Raw genomic sequence first — 23,490 nt, forward strand, 5'->3', positions numbered from 1 at the left:
ACGCGGGTATGCCGGCCGGTCGGCTAGGGAGGTACGGCCGCCGTGCTCAGTCGGCGTGGTCGGTCGGCGTGGTCAGTCGGTCCGGCCGCCCTGCGACGTCATGAAGGCGTCGTCCCAGGAGCGCAGGTGCCGCATCAGGGTCCGCTTCTTGTCGTGGTGGCCGCTCATCCGCTGCAGGATGTCGTCGAGCAGCTCGACGGCGTGCGTGATGTACGGCCCCTTGTTGAGCATCACGCACTCGGCTCGCCCAGACATCGCAGCGTCGGTGACCTCGGCCCGCGAGGGGCGTCCGGTGCGGGCCAACGTGTCGAGCACCTGGGTCGCCCAGATCACCGGAACGTGGGCCGCCTCGCACAGCCAGAGGATCTCCTCCTGCACCTCCGCCAGGCGTTCGTAGCCGGCCTCGACGGCGAGGTCACCGCGGGCGATCATGACGCCGACGTCCTTGCTCACGAGGGCCTCGGCCAGGATCGAGGGGAGGTTGGCGAAGCCGGACACCGTCTCGATCTTGAGGATGATGCCGAGGCCGTCGGCGCCGAGGGAGTGCAGCTCCTGCTGCAGCATGCGGACGTCACCGGGCTCGCGCACGAACGAGAGGCTGACGATGTCGGCGTGCGCCGCGACGAACGCCAGGTTGGCGCGGTCCTCGCCGGTCAGGGCGGGGACGTCGAGCTGCGTGTCCGGCAGGTTGATGCCCTTCCCGGCGCCGAGGCGCGCGCCGGTGGGGCCCGCCTCGGTCACGCGGACGGACACGACGTCGGCGTCGGCCCTTTCGACAGTCCCGCCGATCTTGCCGTCGTCGAACCAGATGCGGTCGCCCGGGGCCACGTCCTGGAAGACCTGTGGCAGGGTGCAACCGATGCGCAGCGGGCGCGAATCCGCTTGCGCCGGAGTCAGATCGGGGACGAGATCGATGACGTCGTCGGGGCGCACGAAGAGCTTCTGCTCGCGGCTGGGGAGGACGTCGACGGAGGTCGCCATGCCGTCGCGGGTCCGAAGCTCGAGCCCGGGGACGAGATAGCAGGTCCGCTCCGCGGTGGCCATCGCTCCATCGCCACGCACCGTGACGATGTCCAGCGTCCGGCGGCGTCCGCGCGCGTCCACGAGCCCGATCCGGTCGCCCACCGCCAGCATCTGCAGCCAGCCGGGGTCCGTGACGGGCAGGCGTGCGGCGCCATCAGACGCAGGTCCGTCCGTGGTCGTGACCCAGACACGTGCCGGCTCGACGACGCGCCCGAGGGGATCCCGGGTCGGCCTGACCTTGAGCACCGGCGGCCCAGCCTCGATCGGGCCGGTGCGCAGCTTCGGACCGGCGAGGTCCATGACCACCGTGATCGGGCGGCGAACCCGCCGCTCGGCGTGCCGCACCTTGCCGACCATCGATGCCCACTGCTGGGGGCCGTCGTGAGCGCAGTTGATGCGGAGCAGCTCGGCGCCTCGGTCGACGAGCGCGTCGATGAGGGTGGGCGACTCGGCTGCCTCGCTCGGCAGCGTCACCATGATGCGCGTCGCCCGGCCGGGGGTCGGCGGCCCCAGCAGGTCGATGCTCGCCCTGGCCAGCTCGAGCCGGTCGAGACCGACGAGCGCGGCACCTCGGGTCGCCTCGTCCGAACCCGGCGGGACGGCATACCCCTGGGGTTGTGGCGACATCGCCCGGAGCGCCGCCTCGACGGCGCGGACGGTGCCGAGGACGTCGGGTTCGAGACGGCCGAGCGAGGAGAGCCCGAGGCGCGACAGGGCGTCCTGGAGCTCGCGGATGTCGCGCCGACGCACCTCGAGGTAGCGCGCGAGGTTCTCCGCCCCAGCGCGGTGGTTGGGGTGGATCGACCCGCCCGCGGGCCCGGCCAGTCGGGCTCCCTCGACGGCAAGGCGCAGCTGCACGACCGCATCGAGCGTCGACGACAGGGCGTCGTCCGGCGTGGTCACCCTTGCACGATAGACCGCGCCCCGCGCGGCCCGTCACGAGGGAAGCTAGTCGCTGTCGTACTTGAAGGACACCTGCAGCTTGGTCCGGTAGACGAAGGAGCCATCGGACTCGATGGTCAGGTCCTGCGCGACGACTTCGGCGACCCTGAGGTCGCGAAGCGTCTGCTGGGCCTGTCGGACCGCCACCGCGGCGGCGTCCTCCCACGAACTGGTGCTGGTGCCGATGAGCTCGGTCACTCGATAGACGCTCATGTTCCTCCTCGGCCGAAGGGAATGCCCGTCTGCCATGGTCGTCCTGGATCCGCGGACCCGCAACCTCGCGAGTCGTCCGCGGTCGACGAGGATCTCGAAGCTCGACGAGCCAGGTATGCCGCTGCGTCCTTTTCGGGGCCACGGCACCGTCGTGCTGCTCCGGCGCCTTCACCAGCCCACCTCCCGGACCATGGTTGACGACTTGGGCCTATCGGTATATTGGTTAGCCCATTAGTTCTCAACGATGAGGAGGCCACGTGCCCAAGGTCGTGTACGTCGCCGTGGATGGTTTGGAGCAGGTCGTCCAAGCCGACGTGGGGGAGTCGCTGATGTCCGCGGCAGTGCGGCATGGCGTGCCCGGCATCATCGGGGAGTGCGGCGGCAACAGCTCCTGCGCGACCTGCCACGTCTGGGTCCGTCCGGACTTCCACACGCTGGTGGGTCGTCCCGGCGACTTCGAGGACGACCTTCTTGACCTCGGTGTCGAGGAGCGACGTGAGTCCAGCCGGCTCGCGTGCCAGGTGACTGTCACCGCCGAGCTCGATGGCCTGGTCGTCGACGTGCCGCCCGAGCACCTGTGAGCGCCAACGCTTGTCATCTGTCCAATGGTCTGATAATTATCCCACACAGGGAAGGGAGCCGTCATGCTTCGTAGGGACATCAACGACCTGCTGACCCAGACCGGGCCGGGGACGCCGATGGGTGAGCTGTTCCGGAGATACTGGATGCCCGCCTTGCTGGCGGAAGAGCTTCCGGCGAACGACAGCCCGCCGGTCCGGGTGAAGCTCATGTCCGAGCGCCTGATCGCCTTTCGCGACAGCCAGGGCCGTTATGGCCTCATGGACGAGTTCTGCGCACATCGCGGCGCCTCCCTGTGGTTCGGCCGCAACGAGGACTCGGGCCTGCGATGCCCCTATCACGGGTGGAAGTACGACGTCACCGGCCAGTGCATCGAGATCCCGTCAGAGCCGGAGACCAGCAACTTCTGCGAGAACGTCAAGCTGCGTTCGTACCCGCTCGTCAGGGTCGGGGACGTCCTGTGGACCTACATGGGGCCGGCCGAGCACGAGCCACCGCTGCCGGAGTGGGAGTTCGCCCGGGTCAGCGCCGAGCAGACGTTCACCTCGAAGCGCTGGCAGGAGTGCAACTGGCTCCAGGCCCTCGAGGGTGGCATCGACTCCAGCCACGTCACGTTCCTGCACTCCGGCAGCCTCGACACGGACCCGCTCTTCCGAGGCTCGCGCGGCAACGCCTACAACCGTGGTGACCTCAAGCCGTCCTTCGAAGTCGCCGAGAACGAGGGTGGCCTGTTGATCGGGGCGCGGCGCAACGCCGAGGAGGGCCATTACTACTGGCGGATCACCCCGTGGGTCGTCCCGAACTTCACCATGGTGCCGCCCCGAGGTGACCACCCGGTGCACGGACACTTCTGGGTGCCGATCGACGACGAGAACTGCTGGGTCTACACCTTCGACTACCACCCGGTCCGGCCCCTGACCGACGCCGAGCGACAGGCCATGCGTGACGGGTTCGGGGTGCACAGCAAGAACTCCGAGGGCACCTATCGCCCGACCGCCAACAAGGACAACGACTACCTCATGGACCGCGAGGCCCAGCGTCGTGGCGAGACGTACTCAGGCGTGACGGGAATCGCCATGCAGGACGCGTCTCTCCAGGAGAGCATGGGGCCGGTCGTAGACCGCACCAAGGAGCGACTGGTGCCCACAGATGCCGGCATCATCAAGGCCAGGCAGAAGCTGCGCAGGGCCGCGCTCGCGCTCCGTGACGAAGGCACCGTGCCTCCCGGAATCGACCCGGAGCACCAGAGAATCCGATCGGTCGCGGTCGTCCTGCCCGAGGACCAGGCGTTCCTTGACGGCGTCCAGGACGCGATCGTCGCCAGGCCGGGCGTCGCCCAGACGACGGTCTGAGCCATGGCCACGAGCCGATGACCAGACCCGTACTGGCGAGCAGCTGCTCCCGCGCGACCACGGCCGCCGAGGCGCGCTACCGGATCGACTATGCACTGGCGCCGTCGCGGGCGACTCGCGTCATCGCGCTCGATGCACCTTCCGAAGCCCTCGTCCGCCAGGTGGCCGCGATGCCCTGGCATCACACGCGCTTCTACTCGTTGGGTGACGACGACGGCGCGGGCGAGCTGCAGACCGTCGACGGGGAGCGCACACCGTTGGCGCCGGAGCTGGCCGACGTCGACTCAGTGATCATGGTGTGCGCGAGCGACCGCGTCGAGCCGGCCTCGGCTGCCGCGGCCTCCACCATCGGCGCCGCCTGCACGGTTCGCGGCATCATGACCGCCGCGCTCGTGGTGACCGAGACCGCGGGGGTCGGCGCCGTGCTCGCAGCGATACGGCCTCACGCCCGTATGCTGCTCTGCCCCGCCACGGCCGACGACCTGCCCGAGCTCCTGAGCGCGATCAGAGCATGAACGGACCTTTCGGGTCGGCCGACAGGATGACGATCCAGCGGCTGCAGACGATGAAGGCCGACGGAGCCAAGAGCGTCTGTGTCGTCGCCTGGGACCATCCCATGGCGCGGATCGCAGATCGTGCAGGCGTAGACCTCGTCTCTGTGGGCGACTCGGTGGGTGTCAACCTCTGGGGTCACCGCAACCCGTTCGAGGTCACTCTCGACGAGATGCTCGTCGTCGCCAAGGCCGTGCGGCGAGGCGTCTCTCGCGCCCTGGTCAGCTGTGACTTCCCGTACGGGCCCCTGCAGTCCGGGGCGGGCGTGGACACGGCCGTCCGCCTGGTCAAGGAGGCCGGGGTGGACCTGGTCAAGCTCGACGGTGCCAGCGACTACCCCGAGGTCGTCGAGGCCGTGACGCGGGCAGGCGTGCCGGTCTTCGGCCAGCTCGGCATCACACCCCAGACGGCCCTCCGGCATGGCGTCGACTACTCCAGCCAGTCCACCGCGCAAGTCCCGGACGGGCTGCTCGAGGACATCGTCGCGCAGGCCAGGCGTCTCGAGTCCGCGGGTGCCGCGCTGCTCGACTTCACCAACTCGGGCCCGGTCGTGGGTCCTGCCGTCGTGGGTGCGGTCTCGATTCCCGTGCTCGGGGGCATGGGCGGCGGGCCGTGGCTCGATGGGCGCATCCGGATGGCGGCGGCCGCTGTCGGCTATGCCGCGCGGTGGGTCGACGAGGAGCCGGACACGTACGCGAACGTCGCGCGCATCGCTCACGACGCGCTGTCCGACCTGGTCAGCGATGTCCGCGAGGGCCGCCAGATCCGGGGTGGCATTCCCGTCGGGGATCCGCCCACCGCTTCGACCACGGAGGGAACGCATGGCGTTCGCCGAGCTTGACGGCATACGGACCCGTTATGAGGTCAGGGGCGAAGGCCCTGCCTTGCTCATGATGAGCCCCGGGGGCTTCGACTCGAGCCTCGACGCCTGGAGCACGGTGGGCAACTACCGCAGGCTCAACCTCGTCGAGCACCTCTCCGAGCGCTACCGGCTCATCCTGTTCGACCGGCGTGAGTCGGGGCAGTCCGGCGGCCGGGTCGAGCGGCTGAGCTGGCCCCGCTACGTCGCTCAGGCCGCAGCTCTGCTCGACCACCTGGAGGTCGACTCGGCCCACGCGATGGGCGGCTGCGTGGGGTGCTCGACGGTCGCCGCGCTGGCCGTCGCTCGGCCGGAGCGGGTCCGCAGCATGGTGCTGTTCGCGCCGGCGGGCGGCATCCGGTACCGCCTGACGCAGCATCAGCGCTTCGCGCGGCATATCGCGTTCGTCGCCGAGCACGGCCTCCCGGCGGTCGTCGAGCTGGCCCGCTCGACGAGCGCAGGCTTCAGCAACGACCCGCGCGTCGGGCCGTGGGCGGCCGCCTTGCGCTCGGACAGCGACTTCGCCGACGCGTATGCCGCTGGGGACCAGGAGAGGTACCTCGTCGTCGCCAGCGCCAGCGTGCGGCTGCTGTTCGACCGTGACACGGTACCCGGTCCCGAGCCTGAGGACCTGCTCGGCCTCGACGTCCCTGCGTTGGTCGTGCCCGGCCAGGACACCTCCCACACGCCGTCCGCGGCCCACTACCTTCGCGAGTGCCTGCCGGACGTGGACTTCTGGGATGTGACCGTGGCGGACCAGACCGAGGCCGCGGTCGCTGAGCGGGTCCTGCAGTTCCTCGACAGCCACTGACTGGCACGGACTGGCACTGACAGGCACCGTCAGGCACTGACAGGCCGGCAGGGCTCCGGGCCGACCTCAGCCTTCGACGTCGAGGGTGCCCTCGGCGAAGAGGCCGTCGAGGTCGGTGGGTTCGCTGAGGATGTGCTGGAGGTGGGCCTGGCGGACCATGTCCTCGAGGACCTGGCGGTTCGGTCGCAGCCCGTATGGGAGCGGGTCGCCTCCCGTGATCTCCATGACCTCGCTGAGCTCGCGATCCATCGCGCTAGTCCGGACGCCGTCGCGCAGGGTGCCGATGTACTGCCTCTTGGCCGCGGTGAAGGCGTCGACCAGGTCGACGGCGAGCTCCGGGTCGTGGGCGAGGACGTCGTCACGCACGACGACGAGGTGGTTGATGGGGTACAGCCCGCGCTCACGCAGGGCCGCGACCGCCGCGGCGTGGGGGTCGCGGATCACGGGCCTGACGTCGGGCCGGTCGGCCTGGACGCCGATCACTGCATCGAGCTCGCCTCGGACCAGCAGGTCGACGAGGTCGACGTCCTTCGGGGCGGAGATGACGTTGTGAGGTGCGACGAAGGTCGGCACATGCTCGTCACCTGAGCGCACCCAGGTGACGGAGTCGAGGTCGATGCCGTGCTCGGTGGCCAGCACCGCCCTGGCCCACACGCCGGTCGTGACGGTGTACCCGCGGTTCACACCCACTCGCCCGCCGGCGAGATCGGCCGGGCTCGCGATGGGTCCGTCCCGCCGCACGAGGATCGCGCCGTGATGGAACCCCCGGACGAGGAACACCGGGAGCGCCGTGAACGGCACTCCGTGCTCTCGCGCCGTCAGGTAGGTCGTCAGGGCCATCTCGCTGACGTCGTACGCCAGCTCGCGAACCATGGCCCGGAAGCCGCGGACCAGCACCGGCTCGTCGACGAAGTCGAGGCTGCACCGGCTGGGCGCGATCGTGCGGTCCAGCAGTGCGCGGTTGGCGCCCTGCGGCCGGGTCAGGGTGCGAAGGGTCGGCGGCATCGGTGTCTCCCAGAATGCGAGCTCGGTTGCGTGGTCATACCTTTGGTTGGACGGTATATTGGCCTAACCATTTTGCCAAGGGAGGTCCAAGCATGGTCGAGCTGGTTCGTGCCGCAGTCAGAGTGGCCCCGGGCGTCACCGAGCTGCGTGACCTGCCCATGCCGGACCTCGGTCCCGACGACGCGCTCGTGCGCATCGAGGTCGCGGGCATCTGTGGCACGGACGTCAAGATGTACGACGCACCGGCCATCGCGGGTCCAGTGATCATGGGTCACGAGAACGTCGGTGTCATCGAGCGCGCCGGGCCAGGCTTCGCGCGGCTGCACGGGGTCGGCATCGGGGACCGCATCTTCGTCGAGCACTACGTCGGCTGCTACCACTGCTCCTGGTGCCGAGCCGGCGAGTTCCGGCACTGCGAGGCCACCGACTGGCGGACCAACCGCGATGCGCGGCGCTACGGGTACACCAGCGCCGAGCACCCCGGCACCCTGTGGGGCGGGTTCGCCGAGTACATGTACCTGCCCTGGAACGCGGTCGTACACCGGGTCCCCGACGGCGTGTCCGCAGAGCTGGCCGGCCTGGTCACGCCGCTGTCCAACGGGATCGAGTGGGCGCTGTTCGCTGCCGGTGTCGGCTACGGGAGCTCGGTGCTCATCCAGGGCCCCGGCCAACAAGGCCTCTCGCAGGTGGTGGCGTGCAAGCAGGCCGGAGCCTCGCAGATCATCGTCTCCGGCACCGCGCGCGACGCGGCCCGGCTCGACCTGGCTCTGGCCCTCGGCGCCGACCATGTCGTGGACATCGGTGCAGTGGACCTGCTCGAAGCCGTCGCCGACCTGACCGGCGCCCGTGGGGTCGACATCGTCCTGGACTGCACGTCGAGGGCGGGCGTCGGCCCGGTCCTTGCCGGCGTGGACGCACTGAAGCGACGCGAGGGGGTCCTGCTGATCCAGGGTGAGCTGGCCAGCTTCCCCGACTTCCCGGTCAAGAGGATCACCGAGAAGGCGATCACCATCAAGAGCGCCCGCGGACACTCGTACCGAGCGTGCGAGCTCGCGCTCGAGCAGCTGGCCTCGCGTCGCTTTCCGCTCGAGCGCCTGGCCACCCATCGCTACCGGCTGGACCAGGTCGACGAGGCGATCCGGGCTCTCGGTGGGCAGGCCGGCGACGACGTGATCCACGTGTCGCTGATGCCGTGGCTCGACGCAGCGGTGGCCTGATGGCGGTCGTCGTCACGGACCCGCCGCGGCCCGACCCGGGGGTCCGCGACGAGCTGGCCGGCTTCGGGGTCGCAACCATCCACGAGGCACAGGGCCGGACCGGGCTGGCGAGCCCCGCACTGCGGCCCATCTACTCCGGCGCGCACATCAGTGGCACTGCAGTGACCGTGAGCGTTGCCCCGGGCGACAACTGGATGCTCCACGTCGCCGTCGAACAGTGCGACGAGGGCGACGTCCTGGTCGTGGCCCCGACCTCGGCCTCCGATGCCGGGTACTTCGGCGAGCTGCTCGCGACCGCGCTCGCCTTCCGCGGGGTGCGTGGTCTTGTCATCGATGCCGGTGTCCGTGATGTGGCGGAGCTGACCAGGATGGGATTCCCCGTCTGGTCCCGCCACGTCTCGGCGCAGGGCACGGTCAAACAGACCTTGGGGTCGGTCAACGTCCCCGTCGTGTGCGCCGGTCAGCTCGTCAACCCGGGTGACGTCATCGTGGCCGACGACGACGGCGTCGTGGTCGTCCGGCATTCACGCGCGTCGTCGGTCCTCGAAGCGTGTCGGCAGCGTGAGAGCAGGGAGGCTGCCGCCCGGGCCCGGTATGCCGCGGGGGAGCTCAGCCTGGACACCGCCTCCATGCGCGGGCGGCTTTCCGAGCTCGGCCTGCGGTACGTGACGTTCCAGGACTACCGCGCCGAGGCGGGCGAGCAGTGATCATCGACGTTCACGGGCACTTCACCACCACGCCGGCGGCACACGAGGCCTCTCGCGACGCTGCCCTCGCCGGGCGGCCCGGCGCCCGCGACGATGTCCTGGCGCGGCCGTCGATCAGCGACGACGAGCTGCGTGAATGCCTCGAGCCGAACCAGCTCCGCGTCCTGGCCGAGCGCGGGGAGGACCTGATGCTGTTCTCCCCCAAGGCGTCCGCGATGCGCCACGACCTGAGCGATGCCCGGGTGGCGTCTGCCTGGGCCAGGGCCTGCAACGACCTCGTCCACCGAGCGGCGAGCTTGTACCCGATGCGCCTGGCACCCGTCGCCCAGCTGCCGCAGACCCCCGACGGAAACATCGGTGACTGCGTCGACGAGCTCCGCCGCGTCGTGGAGGAGCTTGGCTTCGTGGGCTGCAACCTGAACCCCGACCCGTCAGGGACGTGGGGCGGCAGACCGCTGACGGACGAGTCGTGGTTCCCGATCTACGAGGCCCTCGAAGAGCTCGACGTCCCCGCGATGCTTCACGTGTCCTCGGCCTGCAACCCGAACTTCCACACGCTCGGGGCGCACTACCTCAACGCGGACACGACGGCATACATGCAGCTGACCGACGGAGAGCTCTTCCGGCGCTTCCCCCGGCTCCGGCTCGTCATCCCGCACGGCGGCGGCGCCGTCCCGTACCACTGGGGACGCTATCGCGGACTGGCGGAGCGAGCGGGGCTGCCCGACCCGGCATACCTGTTCGGCAACGTGTGGTTCGACACGTGCGTCTACCACCAGCCGGGAGTCGACCTGCTGCTCAACGTAGTTCCGGCCTCGAACGTCCTCTTCGCATCGGAGATGCTGGGCGCCGTGCGCGGTGCGGACCCGAAGACGGGGATCGAGTGGGACGACACACTTGTCTATGTCCGGCAGGCCGGACTTCCGGCGGCTGACCTCGAGGCGGTCCTCAGCGGCAACGCGCTGCGGGTCTATCCCCGCCTGGCGGCCTGGCTAGCGGCGCACGAGGACGCCCCGTCCATCCACCAGGCGGCGCAGCACGTCACGCCGTGAGCCGAAGGTGTGAGCTCAGCGGGGTGTGCGGATCGGCTGCCGCGTGCGGCGGCACGGCGGCGCCACTCTCGAGGAGCCGTCGGGCGGCCATGAAGTCCCGGGGGCTGTTCACGCAGTCGGCGGCCACGAGGCGACCGTCGCGGTAGTACAGCATCGAGAACCGCTCGCTGTCCGGCTCACCGCGCAGGACCGTCTCGTCGTGGCCGGCGCTCAGGCCCGCGATCTGCAGCTTGAGGTCGGCCTGGTCCGACCAGAACCATGGCACGGAGCCGGGCCTCGGCGGGGCGTCGAGCAAGGTGGCTGCCGCCTGCTGAGCCTGAGCCACGGCGTTCGGCACGGACTCCAGCCGCGTCAGGTGCCCGCCCGGTCCACGCTCCACCGTGCAGTCGCCGGCGGCGACGATGCTCGGCACGCTCGTGCTCCCATAGGCATCCACGACGATGCCCCCGTCACACTCCAGACCGAGCTGCTCGGCGAGCCTGGTATCGGCGGTCATCCCGATCCCGACGACGACCACGTCGGCCCGGAGCAGGCGCCCGTCGTCCAGCTGGACCCCCCGGACCCGATCCTCGCCGACCATGCCTTCCACTCCGACACCCACCTCGACGCGGGTGCCGCGCCGGCGATGGGCGGCCTCGAAGAAGCTGGACACGGCCGGTGCCACCGCTCGCGCGAGGACCCGGTCGGCCGCCTCCACCACCGTGACGTCGAGGCCGTTCTTCGAAGCCGCCGCGGCCACCTCGAGGCCGATGAAGCCGCCGCCCACCACCACAACGCGCCGCGCGCTGCGCAGGGCGTCGCGCAGGGCGCGTGCATCGTCGAGGTTGCGAAGGTGGTGGACGCCCGGCAAGTGGTGACCCGGCACGCGCAGCATGCGAGGAGTCCCTCCGGTGGTGAGCGCCAGGGAGCCGAAAGCCAGGCGCCGCCCCTGACGAGTCGTAGCCACGCCGTGCGATGCCCGCACGTCGGTGAGCTCGATGGACTCCACCCGGTCTCCGCCCACGAGCTCGATGTCGCGATCCGCGTAGAAGCTCGGTCCGCGAAGCATCAGCCGCTCCTCCGGCTGCTCGCCCAGCAGGTAGGACTTGGACAGCGGAGGTCGCTGGTAGGGCGGTGCTGCCTCGTCGCCGACCAGCGTGATGGTGCCCTGGTGCCCCAGCTCGCGAAGGCTGCTCGCCACCTGAAGGCCCGCCTGACCGCCGCCGATGACGAGGATGGAGTGCTCGGTGGCGTGTGGGATGCCACAGTGGCGTCTCGATTCCATCATCACCCTCCAAAAGGTATATTGGTAGGACCATATGGCCTCGGCGTCGAGTGGGCAAGGGGTGGACGGGGTCGAGGCGACCTAGTACATTGCCGCTAATGGTAAAACCATTAGCATCTAGCGACCGCGTTGATCACGACGCAGCCAAGGGAGGCAGCATGGGCAAGCGAGGACGGGTCTTCGTCAGGGGGCTCACGTCGGAGACCTATGGTCTCGGTGAGTTCCGCCGCCAGCAGCTCGCACATGAGCGGGTCCGGGACGACTCCGTCGTCGTCGACGACGCGAAGGTCGGTCACTCCGGCGACAGTGAGCAGTCGCGCACGTGGTGGCGGATCGGCCCCGGTGACGAGGACTTCCTCACCCAGACCATCCAGGTGCACTTCGTGGAGCTGCCCGGCCAGTCGTCGAACCACGGCCACGGGCACCAGAACGAGGCTGCGTTCTACATCCTCGAGGGCCGAGGTTACGAGATCCACGACGACCAGCGATACGACTGGGCCAAGGATGATCTCGTCTATGTGCACACCGACTCGGTGCACCGCCACTTCAACCCGTACGACGAGAAGGCTGTCGCCCTCGTGGTGAAGGCCAAGAGCACGTGGATGTTCATGGGCCTGATCCAGCAGGGCCGCAGCGGCCCGGTGGAGCAGGAGGAGCGATTCGGGCCACGCGAGGAGTGGGGCAAGATCTGGACGCCCGGTGTGCTCGACCGCAAGAAGGTCGTCAGCCCGGATGACACGCACTGGGAGGACACCGAGCTGGGGCGGGTCCGGGTGATCGCATCTCCCGAGCAGACGGACGGTCGGATCTTCAGCATCGACGCCTACGAGCTGGACATCCCGGCCGGCGGCCACTCGGGCAAGTACTGGAAGATGGCGGACGAGGTCTTCTACGTCCTGGAGGGCGAGGGATACGCGCTCCAGTGGGAGGTTGAGGCCGAGATCGCAGAGCAGTACTACGCCCGGATCGCCACGGAGCCTGAGCGCTACGACATCGTCCGCGGCGACACGCTCTACGTTCCCCAGAACCACGTCTGCCAGATCTTCGCCGCCGACGGCACGCCGCTACGGCTGTTCAATGCTCAGAACCGGATCTTCAAGCATCTCGGATACGACAACGTCCACTACTTCGAGCCCGCCTCGGTGCACCCGGAGGCGCTGCGCGAGCTCGCGTCTCGAGTGTGAGCGGGCCTGGGCGCACCCGGAGCTGAGTCCCCTCCCTCAGGCTTCGGGAATGACTGAGGGCCGAACCGCCAACAGTGGCGGTTCGGCCCTCAGTGCTGTCGTCAGCTGCGGCGCTCCATCGCAGAGACCCGCTTGGCCGTGCGCTGCAGATGGGTGCCCATGATGGTCCGTGCCGCCTCGAGGTCGCGATGCTCGATTGCGTCGACGAGCGCCCGGTGCTCCTGCGCTCCCTTGCGGCCCATGAGCGGCGCGATCACCTGTGCCTCCTCGAGCGACATGAGCATGGGTCCGTGAAAGCTCTGGACCAGCATCTCGATGGCGGCGTTGTGGGTGCAGGCGGCCACCCTGATGTGGAAGTCCGCGGACGAGCGCATGGAGTAGCGCCCGTGGTCGGCTTCGGCATCGGCCTTGTCCAGCAGCTCCACCAGCTCTGCGATGTCGTCGGCCGTGGCGCGCTCGATGACCAAGGGCAGGACCGCCAGCTCGACGACCTGACGCGCCTCCGTGACCGAGCTCGCTGTCAGTGGCGAGAGCCTCAGCAGGTTGGCCAGGCCCTCGCCGACCTGCTCCGCGGACGGGCTGGTGAGGAACGCCCCGCCCTGGGCGCCGACGCGGATCGCGACCAGGCCGTTGGCTTCGAGCACCCGCAGGGCTTCTCTCACCGTGACGCGGCTGACTCCGAACTGCTGGCAGAGCTCTCGCTCACTGGGAAGGCGATCGCCTGGGGCGAGCCGGCCCTGCCCGATGAGCAGCTTGATCTGGTCCACGATGACCTGCGACGCGCGGTCCACATTCACCCGGTGGAACAGCGTGTCCTCATGTGCGGAGGCTTTGGCATCAGCCACAGGCCCCCTCCTCCCTGTGTTCTCGAACGGTGCGCGTCGCGCTGCGTTCATTGGCCCAATGGTATGCGAATTCGTTCACCCAGGGGTGCTGTCCGCGCGGGAGACGGCGGTGCAGCTGAGGTTGCCCTTCCCAACGACGCCCGGCCTGTGGTAGACATCACCCCACGCGGTTAATGGTTAGACCGTAAGCCCACTCAAGGTCTCCTCCGCGCCGCTCGTCACAAGGGAGATTCAATGAAGAAGTTCCTGGTGGCCACTGCTGCCCTCACCACGATGCTGGTCGCTGCGTGCGGCACCAGCCCGACGGCGTCGGTGGGTGGCCCGGCTGCGAGTTCAACCGTAGACAGCCAGGCAAAGGCCGTCTACGACAGGATCAACGCGCTGACCGGGGCAGAGCGCGCCAGCACCCTCAAGGAGCTCGCCGAGAAGGAAGGGCAGCTCTCCGTCTACACGTCCAACTCAGACCTCGACGACGTCGTCAGCGCGTTCGAGGACAAGTACAAGATCGATGTGAGCGTCTACCGGGGCAACTCCGAGTCGGTGCTCCAGCGCGTGCTCCAGGAGTCCAAGGCCAACTACCAGGGTGTCGACCTCGTCGAGACGAACTCCGGTGAGATGACCGTCATCAACCAGGAGGGGCTGTTCTACCCCTACCAGGGCGCGCTTCGGGACGCGGTGCGCAAGGAAGGCCAACGGGACGGATGGACCGCCGACCGGTTCAACGCGTTCGTCGTGGCCTGGAACACGAAGAACGTCAACGCGGCCACCGCCCCCAAGGCACTGGCCGACCTGACCAAGCCCGAGTGGAAGGGCAAGGTCAGCATGGAAGTCGGTGACGTGGACTGGTTCGCGACGATGTGGAAGTACCTGGCCGCCAAGGGCATGTCCGAGACCGAGGTCGGCGACCTCTTCCAGAAGCTCGCTGCCAACTCCAAGATCGTCAAGGGCCACACGGTGCAGGGCGAGCTGCTCAGCGCCGGCCAGTTCGCAGTTGCCGTGTCGGCCTACTCCCACACGGTGGACAAGCAGGCCGACAAGGGCCAGCCGGTGGCCTGGCGGGCAGACGGCTCTCAGCCCGTGCAGCCGGTCGTCCTTCGTCCCAACGGGGCTGGTCTCGTAGCCAACGCCCAGCACCCTGCCGCGGCGATGCTGTTCATGGACTTCCTGCTCACGGATGGCCAGCAGAACATCGCTGACAACTTCCGCATCGGGTCGGTCCCCGGCGGCAAGGACCCGCTCGCAGGGCTCGAGGTGATCGCGGTGGACGAGGCGGATCTCGCGAAAAACTCGAAGTCCTGGGACGAGCGCTACGCCGCGGCCGTCCAACAAGGCCAGTCCTCCAAGTAGGAATGCGGTGGCCCGGCGCGTCGGAGGCCCTCCCCCCACCCCGACGCGCCGGCACCCGAAGCGCCAGGCCGCGGCGCAAGCCACGAGCCGGCACCCAGGAAGCGCAGCCCACCCTGAAAGGCCAGACGCCAGTGACCACCGACACACCGTCTGTCGACACCCCGGCCGCACACCGGCGGTGGGCAGTCGTTCCCGATCGCCAGACCTGGCGCCGGTTCCGGCCCACTCCCAAGGTGCTCGTCGCCGGAGCCGTGACTCTGCTCATCGCCTACCTGGCCATCGTCCCTCTGTACTACCTGCTGTGGGGCACGTTCTTCGACGCGTCAGGCTTCTCGCTCTCCGGGTTCGCCCGCGCGTACGGCGACTCCCGGGTGTTCAGCCTCATCGGCAACTCCCTGGTCTTCGCACTCGGCTCGGCTGCCCTGTCGCTCGTCGTCGGCACCGGGCTGGCGTACCTCAACGTCCGCACGGACGTCCCGTTCAAAGCCCTGTTCTTCGCGGCCTCGATCATCCCGCTCGTCATCCCAGGCATCCTCTACACGATCTCGTGGATCTTCCTGGCGAGCCCCGACATCGGGCTGCTCAACGCCGGCCTGAGCCGGGTCACCAACGGCGGCACGGTCGACGTCTTCTCCCTCGGCGGCATGATCTGGGTCGAGGGGCTGCACCTGTCGCCGATCGTGTTCCTGATGATGGTCGCGGCCTTCCGGTCCATGGACCCGTCGCTGGAGGAGTCCGCGCTGATGTCCGGTGCCGGGCGGTGGGTCGTCTTCCGCAAGGTCACGGTCCCACTGGTCCGCCCGGCCATCGTCGCCAGCGTTCTGGTCATCGGCGTCCGTAGCCTCGAGAGCTTCGAGGTCCCGGCGCTCCTCGGTCTTCAGAACGGGACCTACGTCTTCACGAGCCGGATCTACTTCGTGCTGCGCGGATACCCGCCGGACCTCGGCGCGGCCGGTGCCCTGGGCGTCGGGCTGCTCGCCATCGCCATCGCCGGTGTCGCCATGTCGCGGTTCCTCGGTCGCAAGGACAAGGGCTTCCAGACCGTGACCGGCAAGGGTTTCCGTCCGCGACCGATCGAGCTCGGGCGGTTCCGCCCTGTCGCCGGAGCCGTCATCGTCCTCTACTTCCTGATGACGGTCATCGCCCCACTTGCCGTCCTGCTGTACATGTCGCTGCTGCCGTTCTACTCGGCACCCTCGTCGGACACGCTGTCCATGCTCACGCTCGACAACTACCGGCACCTCTTCGAGATGCGCTCGCTCGGCACGGCGCTGACCAACTCCGTCTTCCTGGGGGTGGCGGCGGCGACGATCGTCATGGCCCTCATGGCCGTCGCGTCCTGGATCGTGGCCAGGACGAAGATCCGCGGACGAGGAGTCATCGACGGCCTGTCCTTCATCCCCCTGGTCATCCCCGGTCTGGTGCTCGGCCTTGCCCTCAGCTTCGTCTACCTGCGCAGCCCCATCCCGATCTACGGGACGATCTTCATCCTGCTCATCGCCTACGTCACCCGATACCTCCCGTACGGCATGCGCTACTCCATGACCTCCATGCAGCAGATCTCCGGCGAGCTGGAAGAGTCGGCCGCGGTGAGCGGCGCGAGCTGGTGGCAGAGCTTCCGTCGGGTGCTCGTGCCGCTGCTGTCGCCAGGACTTCTTGCCGGCTGGATCTACATCCTCGTCGTGTCGTTCCGCGAGCTGTCGAGCTCCATCCTGCTCTACAGCCCGGGCAAGGAGGTCATGTCGATCCTCATCTTCGAGGAGTACGAGAACGGCCACTTCACCGTGCTTGCCGCGATGGGCGTGCTGATGGTGCTCACCCTCGTGGTCCTGGTTGCCATCGCCTACAAGCTCGGGGCCAAAGTCGGCCTCCAGCGGGACTGACCTCTAGAAGGAGCTTTCTCGAATGCTCGAAGTCAACAACCTGACCAAGACCTTCGATGCCGACCGCCACCGACGACGGGGCAAGCGCGTCGAGGACGCGGCAAGGGTCTTCGCCGTCAACGACGTCACGTTCACCGTCGAGCCGGGCGAGCTGTTCACGCTCCTGGGCCCGTCCGGCTGCGGCAAGACGACGACCCTTCGGTCGATCGCAGGGCTCGAGCGGCCCGACTCCGGCAGCATCAGCGTGAGCGGCCGCCCGCTGTTCAGCATGGGTGGCTCTGGCAAACCGGTCAACGTATCTGCCAACCAGCGAGGCCTGGGCATGGTGTTCCAGTCCTACGCGATCTGGCCGCACATGACCGTCTTCGACAATGTCGCGTTTCCCCTTCTGGTGAAGCCACGTGGCCGGCGTCCGGGCAAGGCCGAGATCGAGCAGCGAGTGATGCGTGTGCTCGAGACGATGGAGCTGCGCACACTCGCGGACCGGCAGGCGACGAAGCTGTCCGGCGGGCAGCAGCAGCGCCTGGCCCTGGCCCGCGCGATCGTCATCGAGCCACCCCTGCTGCTCCTCGACGAGCCGCTGTCCAACCTCGACGCGAAGCTGCGCGAGTCCCTGCGCTACGAGCTCAAGCGCCTGCAGCGAGAGCTCGGCATCACCTCGATCTATGTGACGCACGACCAGATCGAGGCGCTCGCGCTGTCCACCACCATCGCGGTGATGAGCCAGGGAAGCATCCTGCAGCTGGGCAAGCCGCGCGCGATCTACGAGAACCCCCAGAACAAGTTCGTCGCGGAGTTCATCGGGACGTCGAACTTCATCGACGGACACGTGTATGCCCGGTCGGGCGACACGTACACCGTCGAGACCGCCGAGGGCCGGCTGGTCCTTCAGTCGAGCGCGGACCTTCCGGTCGGCTCGGCTGTGGTCGCCTCGATCCGTCCCGAAGCGGTCGACCTCACCTCGACGGCTCCGGCCGACCTCGAGAACGTCTGGGAGGGGGTCGTCACGACGCGCGCTTTCCTCGGCGACGCGGTCGACCATGTCGTGGCGGTGCGAAAGCACGAGATCCGAGCCCGGTGCCTCCCACACGTCTCCGTCGAGGCAGGCACGCACGTCTACCTGCGTTTCACCAAGGACAAGCTGTCGCTCGTGCCGGCTGACTGAGCCGTGGGCGTGCACCCACCTCCAGGCGTGCTCGCCCACCGGCAGCTCACGCTCTACCTCGCCGGCGTCGCGCTGACCCAGGTCGGGAGCCGGGCGACGATCGCGGCCAGTGTCTACCACGTCTACGAGCTGACCGGCTCGATCACCCGCACCGGCATCCTCGGCGGTGTCAGCGCCCTCGGCTTCCTCCTGTTCAGCCCGCTCGGCGGCATACTCGCCGACCGGTACGACCGACGACGGGTGGTCCAGGCGACCCAGCTGCTCGGCATGCTGGCCGTGAGCGCGCTCGCCTGGTCGAGCTCTCGGCCCGATGCCTCATGGGCCGGTGTGGTGGTGGCGATGTTCGCGGTCACCGCGACGACCGCGTGTGACCAGCCCGCGCGCCAAGCGCTGCTTCCGGCTCTGGTGCCCCGCGCCCAGCTGCAGCGCGCCGTCGCCCTCGTCAACCCGACTCGCGATCTGGCGGTGCTGAGCGGCCCGGCGATCGCCGGGGTTCTCATCGCGGTGGCGGGACCCCAGCTGGTCTACGCGCTGGACGCCGCGACGTATGCCGCGATGGTGGTCCTGGTCGCCGCCCTGCGCCCGGGCGCGCCGGAGCAACGCGGCCGCCCTTCGACAAGAACGCCGTTCTCCGAAGGCGTGCGGCTGGCGATGCGGCCGGGGGTCATGCGGTCCCTCGTCCTCCTCGACCTGTGCGCCACCATCCTCGGCGCCTACCGGGTGGTCCTTCCGGCGATCGCACGAGACACGCTGCAGCTGGGACCGGTCGGCTACGGGTTGCTCGCCGCGGCCCCTTCGGCCGGCGCTCTGCTCGTGACCTACCCCTTGGTGAGGCGGGCGGGGCCGGGCGCGCCGGTGGGACAGTGGACGTTGCGAGCGACAGCCGGCTACGGCGCGATGGTGGCGGTCCTCGGTCTCGCCTCGGTCACGGCGCTCGTGGTGCTCTCGGCCGTGGTGCTCGGCGCATGTGACGCGATCACGACATCCGTGCGCCACGCGGCAGTGCAGCTGGAGACTCCGGACCACCTACGCGGCCGGGTCGGCTCGGCCTACCAGATGGCCTCCCGCGGCGGCCCTGCGCTCGGCGATCTCGTCGTCGGCTTCTGGGCCGGCCTGTTCGGCCCGGCCGTTGCCCTCGGACTGGGTGGAAGTCTCGTCCTGGGGATCGCTGTCGGGGTGCGGTTCCTGGGGACCGGCATCCGGTCCTACATCAGCCCGAGGGTCTAGCGACCTGGCTGGATCGTCGCTATGGTCTGACCATTAGTCACACACGACGTTGGAGGAAACGTGACCAGAGACGCAGTGGTCTCCGATGAGCTGGCGCGGAAGTTCGCGACCGAGAAGGACTCGCCCTACGTGCGATGGGTGCGTGACGAGGGCCTCGAGATCATCAGTGCCCACTACGTGTACGACCTCAACACCGTAGACCTGCGCCCGTGGCCCCGGCGCGGCGGACGAGGGGTCTACATCAACCACGAAGCCACACGGACCTCCAACGACTGCTATGTCTGCGAGATCCCGCCAGGCGGGCAGCTGGCCCCGCACCAGCAGCTGTGCGAGGAGATGGTTCTCGTGCTCTCGGGCCATGGGTCGACGACCGTGTGGAACGACTCGGGACACTCGGTGTCGTTCGAGTGGGGTCCGGGTTCCATGTTCGCCATCCCGCTGAACGCGCGGCACCAGCACTTCAACGGGTCCGGCTCGGCCCCTGCGCGGTTTGTCGCCTCCACCAACCTGCCCCCGGTTCTGAACCTCTACGACGACGCGGACTTCGTCTTCAACACCCCGCGAGACTTTCTGAACCGCTTCGCGGGAGAGCCCGACTACTTCGCGGACAAGGACGAGGTCGACGGACTGCTGCTCAGGACGAACTTCGTGGCCGACGCGGTCTCGCTGCCGCTCGTCGCCGCGAAGGAGCGCGGGGCCGGCGGTGGCCACATCCGGTTCTCGATGGCGAAGGGCTCGATGAACAGCCACATCTCCCAGTTCCCGACCGCGACCTACAAGAAGGGCCACCGCCACGGTCCCGGTGCGCACGTGATCATCCTCAGCGGTGAGGGCTTCAGCCTCATGTGGCCCGAGGGGGAGGAGCCGCGTCGGTACGACTGGAAGGCAGGCAGCCTCATCGTTCCGCCCAACATGTGGTTCCACCAGCACTTCAACACCGGCAGCGAGCCGGCCCGCTACCTCGCGTTCAAGCACGAGGGAGTCTCGATCCGCAACGCGCAGGGCGTCCCGAAGGCGTGGATCAGCATGCGACTCGGTGGCGACCAGATCGACTACGCCGACGAGTCGCCCCTCGTGCGTGAGACCTTCGCCAAGGCCCTCGCCGAGAGCGGCATGCAGCCACTCATGGAGGAGGCGTATGCCGCTGAGCTCGTCGATCTGCCGTCCAAGCCGTGAGTGCCGCGCTGGATGACGACCACGACCACCACGACGGTGAGCCCGGCTCGCTTGCCCTGTGGCTTCAGGACAACGTGGTCCTGCACAGCGTCGGGGTGGACATCGGGTCGGCCACCACCCAGGTGGCGCTGGCACGACTGCACCTGAGACGCCACGCCGAGGCGCTGACGAGCAGGTATGTGGTCGTCGGCAAGGAGCTCGTCCACGACTCGGGGCCGAGGCTGACGCCGTATGCCGCCGACGGCCAGATCGCTGCCGAAGCCGTGGGCGAGATCCTCGACGAGGCGTACGCCCGGGCCGGGTGGGGCTCCGACGACGTGGACACCGGCGCCGTCATCCTCACCGGTGAGGCCCTTCGCCGGCGCAACGCGGAAGCGGTCGGCGCCGTCGTGGCCACGCGGGCCGGAGACCTCGTGTGCGTGACCGCGGGCCACCACATGGAGGCGTTGCTCGCGGCATACGGCTCCGGAACCGTCCGCAGGTCCCACGAGGACGGCAGTCGGCTCCTCAACGTCGACATCGGTGGGGGAACGACCAAGATCACCCTGGTCGAAGCGGGCACCGTGGTCAGCACCTCGGCGATCCACGTGGGAGGCAGGCTGATCGCGGTCGACGACAGCGGCGCCGTGGTGCGTCTCGAGCCGGGAGGTCGCCGACACGCGGCCTCCGGCGGGTTCACCTGGCAGCTGGGCGATGTCGTGCCGGCGGCCGACCTGGCCGAGGTGGCCGAGCTCATGGCCGGCGCGATCGTCGACGCCCTGTCCGGTGGCGCGCACCAGCTGTTCCTCACCGACCGTCCGGACCTGTCCGTCCCGGTGGACGGGGTGATCCTCTCCGGCGGCGTCGCGGCATACCTGAATGGCACTGAGGCGCGCGAGTTCGGCGACCTCGGCAGGCCGCTGGCGGCGGCCCTCGCCCGCCACGACGACGCGGGGCGTCTGCCAGGGGCGCTCCTGCGCGGAGAGGAGTCGATGAGGGCCACGGTGTTCGGTGCCTCCGAGCACACCGTCCAGCTCAGTGGGATCACGGGTCGGATCACGAACCCGGACCGGTCACTGCCCCGGCGAAACCTGCCCGTGGCTCGGGTCCGACCGTGTGTCGACGAGACCGTGGACAGCGCAAAGGTCACACAGGCCGTGCAGGACGCGCTGACCCGGAGGGGCGTCGCGGCCGAGGACGACCTCGCGCTCGCCGTCGGATGGTCGGGTGCACCCAGCTATGCCCGGCTGTCGGCCTTCGTGCGGGGGCTCGCAGCGGGGCTCGGCTCACGTCTGGACACCGGCCGAACGGCATACCTCCTCCTCGACGGCGACGTGGCGATGAGCGTCGGGCGGCTGCTCACCGAGGAGGCGACCGCGCAGGCCGATCTCGTCGTCCTGGACGGGATCCACCTGCGCGACTTCGACCACGTCGACCTGGGTCGGGTCCGTCCGGTGTCGGGGAACCTCCCCGTCACAATCAAGTCCTTGGCCTTCTGAGTCACGCTCGAGTCGCGATCGTGTGGGCCCGCGCTAGCCGATGGCCCGGAAAGCACTGCAGGACAAGGCGGCCCGGCTGGAGACGTGCGCGCGTGTCGCTACAGCTGCTCGGACTCGTCGTTGGCGGCGGACTCGATCCAGTCGATCGCCTCGTCGGTGAGCTGCGACTGGCCGTCGGTCGAGTCGCCTGCCCACCACGCGGGGTCCGTCGCGCCGGACGTCACGGCCAGGATCTGGCGCGCGACGTCGTCGGTCAGCGGCTCACCGTTGTGCGCGATCAGCCACGCGCGGGTCGAGTCGGAGAGCTTCGGCCACCACTCCGAGATGTCCATAACGGCACCGTACCCATGCGTGGGCGGTGGTCTCCAGCCCCGGCTGCTGCCGACTCAACTTTCCTCGCGGGTGATGTAGATCGGGCGTCTTCTCGATCGTGGAGGGGGTGACAGGAGCGGCATGAGGCCGCCGCCACACCGCAAGGAGACCACCATGAGCATCACCCGCCCCGCCAGCAGCCCGGCGTCGGCGCACACCTCGTGCGACGACGGCTGGACCCCGACGCACGTCACCCGTTCACTACTCGGCTGGGGTGCCGTCGCGGGGGCGTTCTACGTCGCGACCTCGGTCGTGCAGGGCCTGACCCGTGACGGCTTCGACTTCACCCGACACCAGTGGAGCCTCCTCGAGAACGGCGACCTCGGCTGGCTCCAGGTGGCGAACTTCGTCCTCACCGGGATCATGATCGTCGCCTTCGCCGTCGGACTCCGTCGTGCGCTCGCGGGCGGCCCTGGTGTGCGATGGGCGCCCAGGCTCGTCGCGACGTTCGGCGTCTGCCTCGTGGCGGCCGGCATCTTCCGCGCCGACCCTGCCCTCGGCTTCCCCGCAGGCACCCCGGACGGCGTCGGCACCGTGACGACCCACGGCATACTGCACTTCGCGGCAGCGGGGGTCGGGTTCAGTGCCATCGCGGCCGCGTGCTTCGTCGTCGCCCGACGGCTCACGTCAGACGGCGAGCGCGGTCTTGCAGTCTTCTCCCGAGTCACGGGCGTCGTCTTCATCGGCGGGTTCCTCTGCGTCGCCTCGGGCGCGGGTAGCGTCGCCGCGAACCTGCTCTTCACCGCGGCCGTCGTGCTCGTCTTCGCCTGGATCGCCGTCATCGCGGTCCACGAGTACCGGTCGCTCGCCGACTGATCACACTGAAATCGATTCTAGGACAAGGAGACTCCGATGCGTTACCTGATCATCCTCAAGGGCACCCGGCCTGCCGCCCCGCCTCCCGAAGGGCTCATGGCCGCGATCGTCGACCTCGGCGCGGAGGCAACCGCCTCGGGCGCGCTGCTCGACACCGCCGGACTGTCGCCCAGCACGGCGGGGGCGCGGGTCACCGTCGCGGGCGGGGAGCTGTCCGTCATGGACGGACCCTTCACGGAGGCGAAGGAGTACATCTCCTACGCGGTCTACGAGGTGCGGTCCAAGGAGGAGGCCGTCGAGTGGACCTCCCGCTTCATGAAGCTCCACGTCGACCTCTGGCCCGGCTGGGAGGGTGAGTCCGAGGTCCTCAAGGTCATGGGCCCGGAGGACTTCGCGCCACCCCAGTGACGACCCGGGCATC

At 69.0% G+C, this 23,490-nt stretch carries 23 protein-coding genes; 17 read left to right on the top strand and 6 right to left on the bottom strand.

All coding sequences use genetic code 11. The features are described 5' to 3' along the window. Positions 1-72: 72 nt before the first annotated feature. Both ACYVLP_RS08135 and ACYVLP_RS08140 read right to left on the bottom strand, forming a co-directional pair. Entirely contained in the window at positions 73-1,926 is a 1,854-nt protein-coding gene (locus ACYVLP_RS08135) for a pyruvate kinase (protein WP_460626839.1), read from the bottom strand. Between the two features lie 45 nt (positions 1,927-1,971). Next, positions 1,972-2,178 (bottom strand): dodecin family protein, encoded by a 207-nt coding sequence (locus tag ACYVLP_RS08140; protein ID WP_452269906.1) that lies wholly within the window; start codon positions 2,176-2,178, stop codon positions 1,972-1,974. A 257-nt stretch (positions 2,179-2,435) separates the two neighbouring features. Here ACYVLP_RS08140 and ACYVLP_RS08145 point away from each other — a divergent pair, with 257 nt between their 5' ends. The 5 genes from ACYVLP_RS08145 (at position 2,436) to ACYVLP_RS08165 (ending at position 6,331) form a co-directional block, all read left to right on the top strand. Next, positions 2,436-2,759, top strand: a complete 324-nt coding sequence (locus ACYVLP_RS08145) for a 2Fe-2S iron-sulfur cluster-binding protein (RefSeq protein ID WP_460626840.1) — start codon at positions 2,436-2,438, stop codon at positions 2,757-2,759. 63 nt (positions 2,760-2,822) lie between these two features. After that, a complete protein-coding gene (locus ACYVLP_RS08150) occupies positions 2,823-4,109 on the top strand; it encodes an aromatic ring-hydroxylating dioxygenase subunit alpha (protein ID WP_460626841.1) in 1,287 nt (428 codons plus the stop codon). Between the two features lie 17 nt (positions 4,110-4,126). Then, the gene (locus ACYVLP_RS08155) at positions 4,127-4,624 is read left to right on the top strand and encodes a hypothetical protein (protein WP_460626842.1); all 498 of its coding nucleotides are present in this window, start codon (positions 4,127-4,129) and stop codon (positions 4,622-4,624) included. Then, positions 4,621-5,502, top strand: a complete 882-nt coding sequence (locus ACYVLP_RS08160; protein WP_460626843.1) for a 3-methyl-2-oxobutanoate hydroxymethyltransferase — start codon at positions 4,621-4,623, stop codon at positions 5,500-5,502. Before ACYVLP_RS08155 ends, ACYVLP_RS08160 begins: the two co-directional genes overlap by 4 nt. Further along, entirely contained in the window at positions 5,483-6,331 is an 849-nt protein-coding gene (locus tag ACYVLP_RS08165; RefSeq protein WP_460626844.1) for an alpha/beta fold hydrolase, read from the top strand. The genes ACYVLP_RS08160 and ACYVLP_RS08165 overlap by 20 nt, the downstream gene beginning before the upstream one ends. A gap of 66 nt (positions 6,332-6,397) precedes the next feature. Here the strand turns inward: ACYVLP_RS08165 and ACYVLP_RS08170 are convergent, their stop codons facing one another. Then, positions 6,398-7,336: an ABC transporter substrate-binding protein gene (locus ACYVLP_RS08170; protein ID WP_460626845.1), complete on the bottom strand. Its 939-nt coding sequence runs from the start codon at positions 7,334-7,336 to the stop codon at positions 6,398-6,400. Positions 7,337-7,428: 92 nt separating this feature from the next. Between ACYVLP_RS08170 and ACYVLP_RS08175 the strand changes: the two genes are divergently transcribed. From ACYVLP_RS08175 to ACYVLP_RS08185, 3 genes are read left to right on the top strand one after another with little or no spacing between them, the layout of a single operon-like run. Then, positions 7,429-8,553, top strand: coding sequence for a zinc-dependent alcohol dehydrogenase (locus tag ACYVLP_RS08175; protein ID WP_460626846.1), 1,125 nt, complete (start codon positions 7,429-7,431; stop codon positions 8,551-8,553). Continuing rightward, positions 8,529-9,260: a 4-carboxy-4-hydroxy-2-oxoadipate aldolase/oxaloacetate decarboxylase gene (locus ACYVLP_RS08180; protein ID WP_460626847.1), complete on the top strand. Its 732-nt coding sequence runs from the start codon at positions 8,529-8,531 to the stop codon at positions 9,258-9,260. The genes ACYVLP_RS08175 and ACYVLP_RS08180 overlap by 25 nt, the downstream gene beginning before the upstream one ends. Further along, entirely contained in the window at positions 9,257-10,312 is a 1,056-nt protein-coding gene (locus ACYVLP_RS08185) for an amidohydrolase family protein (RefSeq protein WP_460626848.1), read from the top strand. The genes ACYVLP_RS08180 and ACYVLP_RS08185 overlap by 4 nt, the downstream gene beginning before the upstream one ends. Here ACYVLP_RS08185 and ACYVLP_RS08190 read toward each other — a convergent pair. Further along, complete coding sequence (locus tag ACYVLP_RS08190; protein WP_460626849.1) at positions 10,302-11,576, bottom strand: NAD(P)/FAD-dependent oxidoreductase; 1,275 nt, start codon at positions 11,574-11,576, stop codon at positions 10,302-10,304. The genes ACYVLP_RS08185 and ACYVLP_RS08190 overlap by 11 nt on opposite strands. A gap of 158 nt (positions 11,577-11,734) precedes the next feature. Between ACYVLP_RS08190 and ACYVLP_RS08195 the strand changes: the two genes are divergently transcribed. Continuing rightward, positions 11,735-12,760: a cupin domain-containing protein gene (locus tag ACYVLP_RS08195; protein ID WP_460626850.1), complete on the top strand. Its 1,026-nt coding sequence runs from the start codon at positions 11,735-11,737 to the stop codon at positions 12,758-12,760. 101 nt (positions 12,761-12,861) lie between these two features. Here the strand turns inward: ACYVLP_RS08195 and ACYVLP_RS08200 are convergent, their stop codons facing one another. Further along, positions 12,862-13,605, bottom strand: coding sequence for a FadR/GntR family transcriptional regulator (locus tag ACYVLP_RS08200; protein ID WP_460626851.1), 744 nt, complete (start codon positions 13,603-13,605; stop codon positions 12,862-12,864). A gap of 234 nt (positions 13,606-13,839) precedes the next feature. Between ACYVLP_RS08200 and ACYVLP_RS08205 the strand changes: the two genes are divergently transcribed. From ACYVLP_RS08205 to ACYVLP_RS08230, 6 genes are all read left to right on the top strand, one after another. Further along, complete coding sequence (locus ACYVLP_RS08205) at positions 13,840-14,952, top strand: ABC transporter substrate-binding protein (protein ID WP_460626852.1); 1,113 nt, start codon at positions 13,840-13,842, stop codon at positions 14,950-14,952. A 131-nt stretch (positions 14,953-15,083) separates the two neighbouring features. Continuing rightward, the gene (locus ACYVLP_RS08210; protein WP_460626853.1) at positions 15,084-16,835 is read left to right on the top strand and encodes an ABC transporter permease; all 1,752 of its coding nucleotides are present in this window, start codon (positions 15,084-15,086) and stop codon (positions 16,833-16,835) included. A gap of 22 nt (positions 16,836-16,857) precedes the next feature. Further along, entirely contained in the window at positions 16,858-18,000 is a 1,143-nt protein-coding gene (locus tag ACYVLP_RS08215) for an ABC transporter ATP-binding protein (RefSeq protein WP_460626854.1), read from the top strand. A 9-nt stretch (positions 18,001-18,009) separates the two neighbouring features. After that, a complete protein-coding gene (locus tag ACYVLP_RS08220; RefSeq protein WP_460626855.1) occupies positions 18,010-19,227 on the top strand; it encodes an MFS transporter in 1,218 nt (405 codons plus the stop codon). Positions 19,228-19,287: 60 nt separating this feature from the next. Beyond that, the gene (locus ACYVLP_RS08225) at positions 19,288-20,403 is read left to right on the top strand and encodes a cupin domain-containing protein (protein ID WP_460626856.1); all 1,116 of its coding nucleotides are present in this window, start codon (positions 19,288-19,290) and stop codon (positions 20,401-20,403) included. After that, on the top strand, positions 20,400-21,881 hold the full coding sequence (locus ACYVLP_RS08230) for an ethanolamine ammonia-lyase reactivating factor EutA (RefSeq protein WP_460626857.1): 1,482 nt from the start codon (positions 20,400-20,402) through the stop codon (positions 21,879-21,881). The genes ACYVLP_RS08225 and ACYVLP_RS08230 overlap by 4 nt, the downstream gene beginning before the upstream one ends. Positions 21,882-21,979: 98 nt before the next feature. Here ACYVLP_RS08230 and ACYVLP_RS08235 read toward each other — a convergent pair whose 3' ends face one another. Then, positions 21,980-22,213 carry a hypothetical protein gene (locus ACYVLP_RS08235; RefSeq protein WP_460626858.1) on the bottom strand — a complete coding sequence of 78 codons (234 nt, stop codon included), beginning with the start codon at positions 22,211-22,213 and terminating at the stop codon, positions 21,980-21,982. 154 nt (positions 22,214-22,367) lie between these two features. Here ACYVLP_RS08235 and ACYVLP_RS08240 point away from each other — a divergent pair, with 154 nt between their 5' ends. Together ACYVLP_RS08240 and ACYVLP_RS08245 are read left to right on the top strand one after the other, a co-directional pair. Further along, positions 22,368-23,069, top strand: a complete 702-nt coding sequence (locus tag ACYVLP_RS08240) for a DUF998 domain-containing protein (protein WP_460626859.1) — start codon at positions 22,368-22,370, stop codon at positions 23,067-23,069. A gap of 36 nt (positions 23,070-23,105) precedes the next feature. Continuing rightward, positions 23,106-23,477, top strand: coding sequence for a YciI family protein (locus tag ACYVLP_RS08245; protein ID WP_452269909.1), 372 nt, complete (start codon positions 23,106-23,108; stop codon positions 23,475-23,477). Positions 23,478-23,490: the final 13 nt, after the last annotated feature.

Source organism: Intrasporangium mesophilum (assembly GCF_054783095.1).